Source organism: Streptococcus sp. SGI.013, assembly GCF_050315295.1.
Taxonomy (GTDB): domain Bacteria; phylum Bacillota; class Bacilli; order Lactobacillales; family Streptococcaceae; genus Streptococcus; species Streptococcus porcorum.
Map to the genome: position 1 here is coordinate 1 of NZ_JBNPOS010000050.1, position 4,851 is coordinate 4,851.

Here is a 4,851-nt window from a genome sequence, read left to right on the forward strand (position 1 = left end):
TCTGGTGCTTGCACCGGATGGATGAGTTGCGAACGGGTGAGTAACGCGTAGGTAACCTACCTCATAGCGGGGGATAACTATTGGAAACGATAGCTAATACCGCATAACAGTCTTTAACTCATGTTAGAGGCTTGAAAGGGGCAATTGCTTCACTATGAGATGGACCTGCGTTGTATTAGCTAGTTGGTGAGGTAACGGCTCACCAAGGCGACGATACATAGCCGACCTGAGAGGGTGATCGGCCACACTGGGACTGAGACACGGCCCAGACTCCTACGGGAGGCAGCAGTAGGGAATCTTCGGCAATGGGGGCAACCCTGACCGAGCAACGCCGCGTGAGTGAAGAAGGTTTTCGGATCGTAAAGCTCTGTTGTAAGAGAAGAACGTGTGTGAGAGTGGAAAGTTCACACAGTGACGGTATCTTACCAGAAAGGGACGGCTAACTACGTGCCAGCAGCCGCGGTAATACGTAGGTCCCGAGCGTTGTCCGGATTTATTGGGCGTAAAGCGAGCGCAGGCGGTTTGATAAGTCTGAAGTTAAAGGCTGTGGCTCAACCATAGTACGCTTTGGAAACTGTCAAACTTGAGTGCAGAAGGGGAGAGTGGAATTCCATGTGTAGCGGTGAAATGCGTAGATATATGGAGGAACACCGGTGGCGAAAGCGGCTCTCTGGTCTGTAACTGACGCTGAGGCTCGAAAGCGTGGGTAGCGAACAGGATTAGATACCCTGGTAGTCCACGCCGTAAACGATGAGTGCTAGGTGTTAGGCCCTTTCCGGGGCTTAGTGCCGCAGCTAACGCATTAAGCACTCCGCCTGGGGAGTACGACCGCAAGGTTGAAACTCAAAGGAATTGACGGGGGCCCGCACAAGCGGTGGAGCATGTGGTTTAATTCGAAGCAACGCGAAGAACCTTACCAGGTCTTGACATCCCGATGCCCGCTCTAGAGATAGAGTTTTACTTCGGTACATCGGTGACAGGTGGTGCATGGTTGTCGTCAGCTCGTGTCGTGAGATGTTGGGTTAAGTCCCGCAACGAGCGCAACCCCTATTGTTAGTTGCCATCATTCAGTTGGGCACTCTAGCGAGACTGCCGGTAATAAACCGGAGGAAGGTGGGGATGACGTCAAATCATCATGCCCCTTATGACCTGGGCTACACACGTGCTACAATGGCTGGTACAACGAGTCGCAAGTCGGTGACGACAAGCTAATCTCTTAAAGCCAGTCTCAGTTCGGATTGTAGGCTGCAACTCGCCTACATGAAGTCGGAATCGCTAGTAATCGCGGATCAGCACGCCGCGGTGAATACGTTCCCGGGCCTTGTACACACCGCCCGTCACACCACGAGAGTTTGTAACACCCGAAGTCGGTGAGGTAACCTTTTAGGAGCCAGCCGCCTAAGGTGGGATAGATGATTGGGGTGAAGTCGTAACAAGGTAGCCGTATCGGAAGGTGCGGCTGGATCACCTCCTTTCTAAGGAAAATAACGGAATGCCGTTTGTCGTCTTGTTTAGTTTTGAGAGGTCTTGTGGGGCCTTAGCTCAGCTGGGAGAGCGCCTGCTTTGCACGCAGGAGGTCAGCGGTTCGATCCCGCTAGGCTCCATTGAATCTACGGATTCAAGTTTGATCATTGAAAATTGAATATCTATCAAATTCCATATAGAAATATATGAAATAGTAACAAGAAAATAAACCGAAAACGCTGTGAATATTTAATGAGTTTTCTAGTTTAAAAAACTAGGTTAATAAGGTTAAGTTAATAAGGGCGCACGGTGGATGCCTTGGCACTAGGAGCCGATGAAGGACGTGACTAACGACGAAATGCTTTGGGGAGCTGTAAGTAAGCATTGATCCAGAGATGTCCGAATGGGGGAACCCACTAGCTAATGGCTAGTATCCCTACCTGTTAAGGGTAGTGGAGGGAAGACGCAGTGAACTGAAACATCTAAGTAGCTGCAGGAAGAGAAAGCAAAAGCGATTGCCTGAGTAGCGGCGAGCGAAACGGCAGGAGGGCAAACCAGAGAGTTTACTCTCTGGGGTTGTAGGACTGCAATATGGACTTAAAGATTATAGAAGAACTATCTGGGAAGGTAGGCCAAAGAGAGTAATAGCCTCGTATTTGAAATAGTCTTTATACCTAGCAGTATCCTGAGTACGGCGAGACACGTGGAATCTCGTCGGAATCTGGGAGGACCATCTCCCAACCCTAAATACTCCCTAGTGACCGATAGTGAACCAGTACCGTGAGGGAAAGGTGAAAAGCACCCCGGGAGGGGAGTGAAATAGAACCTGAAACCGTGTGCCTACAACAAGTTCGAGCCCGTTAATGGGTGAGAGCGTGCCTTTTGTAGAATGAACCGGCGAGTTACGTTTACGTGCGAGGTTAAGTTGAAGAGACGGAGCCGTAGGGAAACCGAGTCTGAATAGGGCGAATGAGTACGTGGACGTAGACCCGAAACCATGTGACCTACCCATGAGCAGGTTGAAGGTGCGGTAAGACGCACTGGAGGACCGAACCAGGGCACGTTGAAAAGTGCTTGGATGACTTGTGGGTAGCGGAGAAATTCCAAACGAACTTGGAGATAGCTGGTTCTCTCCGAAATAGCTTTAGGGCTAGCGTCGACATTAAGAATCATGGAGGTAGAGCACTGTTTGGGTGAGGGGTCCATCCCGGATTACCAATCTCAGATAAACTCCGAATGCCATTGATTTATGGTCGGCAGTCAGACTGCGAGTGCTAAGATCCGTAGTCGAAAGGGAAACAGCCCAGACCACCAGCTAAGGTCCCAAAATATATGTTAAGTGGAAAAGGATGTGGGGTTGCACAGACAACTAGGATGTTAGCTTAGAAGCAGCTATTCATTCAAAGAGTGCGTAATAGCTCACTAGTCGAGTGACCCTGCGCCGAAAATGTACCGGGGCTAAAACATATTACCGAAGCTGTGGATACCTTTATAGGTATGGTAGGAGAGCGTTCTATGTGTGATGAAGGTGTACCGTGAGGAGCGCTGGAACGCATAGAAGTGAGAATGCCGGTATGAGTAGCGAAAGATGGGTGAGAATCCCATCCACCGTAAGACTAAGGTTTCCAGGGGAAGGCTCGTCCGCCCTGGGTTAGTCGGGACCTAAGGAGAGACCGAACGGTGTATCCGATGGCCAACAGGTTGATATTCCTGTACTAGAGTATGAAGTGATGGAGGGACGCAGTAGGCTAACTAAAGCGTGCGATTGGAAGTGCACGTCTAAGCAGTGAGGTGTGGTATGAGTTAAATGCTTATACCTATAACATTGAGCTGTGATGGGGAGCGAAGTTTAGTAGCGAAGTTAGTGACGTCACACTGCCGAGAAAAGCTTCTAGCGTTGTATCATACTCTACCCGTACCGCAAACCGACACAGGTAGTCGAGGCGAGTAGCCTCAGGTGAGCGAGAGAACTCTCGTTAAGGAACTCGGCAAAATGACCCCGTAACTTCGGGAGAAGGGGTGCTGACTTAAGGTCAGCCGCAGTGAATAGGCCCAAGCAACTGTTTATCAAAAACACAGCTCTCTGCTAAATCGTAAGATGATGTATAGGGGGTGACGCCTGCCCGGTGCTGGAAGGTTAAGAGGAGTGCTTAGCGTAAGCGAAGGTATGAATTGAAGCCCCAGTAAACGGCGGCCGTAACTATAACGGTCCTAAGGTAGCGAAATTCCTTGTCGGGTAAGTTCCGACCCGCACGAAAGGCGTAATGATTTGGGCACTGTCTCAACGAGAGACTCGGTGAAATTTTAGTACCTGTGAAGATGCAGGTTACCCGCGACAGGACGGAAAGACCCCATGGAGCTTTACTGCAGTTTGATATTGAGTATCTGTACCACATGTACAGGATAGGTAGGAGCCTATGAAGTTGGGACGCCAGTTTCAACAGAGGCGTTGTTGGGATACTACCCTTGTGTTATGGCTACTCTAACCCGATTGGCTAATCGTCAATGGAGACAGTGTCTGACGGGCAGTTTGACTGGGGCGGTCGCCTCCTAAAAGGTAACGGAGGCGCCCAAAGGTTCCCTCAGACTGGTTGGAAATCAGTCGTAGAGTGTAAAGGTATAAGGGAGCTTGACTGCGAGAGCTACAACTCGAGCAGGGACGAAAGTCGGGCTTAGTGATCCGGTGGTTCCGCATGGAAGGGCCATCGCTCAACGGATAAAAGCTACCCTGGGGATAACAGGCTTATCTCCCCCAAGAGTTCACATCGACGGGGAGGTTTGGCACCTCGATGTCGGCTCGTCGCATCCTGGGGCTGTAGTCGGTCCCAAGGGTTGGGCTGTTCGCCCATTAAAGCGGCACGCGAGCTGGGTTCAGAACGTCGTGAGACAGTTCGGTCCCTATCCGTCGCGGGCGTAGGAAATTTGAGAGGATCTGCTCCTAGTACGAGAGGACCAGAGTGGACTTACCGCTGGTGTACCAGTTGTCTTGCCAAAGGCATCGCTGGGTAGCTATGTAGGGAAGGGATAAACGCTGAAAGCATCTAAGTGTGAAGCCCACCTCAAGATGAGATTTCCCATGATTTTATATCAGTAAGAGCCCTGAGAGATGATCAGGTAGATAGGTTAGGAGTGGAAGCATGGTGACATGTGTAGCGGACTAATACTAATAGCTCGAGGACTTATCCAAACTAAGTAATGAGAACGTAAAGAAAAGCGTATGATTTTAGAAAATCAACGCGGAAGTCGTTGAGACTTCAAGGCGATTTGTCTAAATCACTAGCTTTTTAGTTCGAATACAATTGATAAAATTCAACGACGTCAGTATTGACAGCGTACGGTTTTCTTGATAGAGTATAGATATTCAATTTTGAGTGGTCAAACCATTCG

Annotated in this window: 1 tRNA gene and 2 rRNA genes; all 3 read left to right on the forward strand. The window is 49.8% G+C overall.

The window, feature by feature from the left end:
• Positions 1-1,475: ribosomal RNA gene (locus ACQRDX_RS08905) — 16S ribosomal RNA — on the forward strand; the annotation flags it as partial.
• Between the two features lie 56 nt (positions 1,476-1,531).
• Positions 1,532-1,604 (forward strand) — tRNA-Ala (locus ACQRDX_RS08910).
• A gap of 146 nt (positions 1,605-1,750) precedes the next feature.
• Positions 1,751-4,651 (forward strand): 23S ribosomal RNA (locus tag ACQRDX_RS08915).
• Positions 4,652-4,851: the final 200 nt, after the last annotated feature.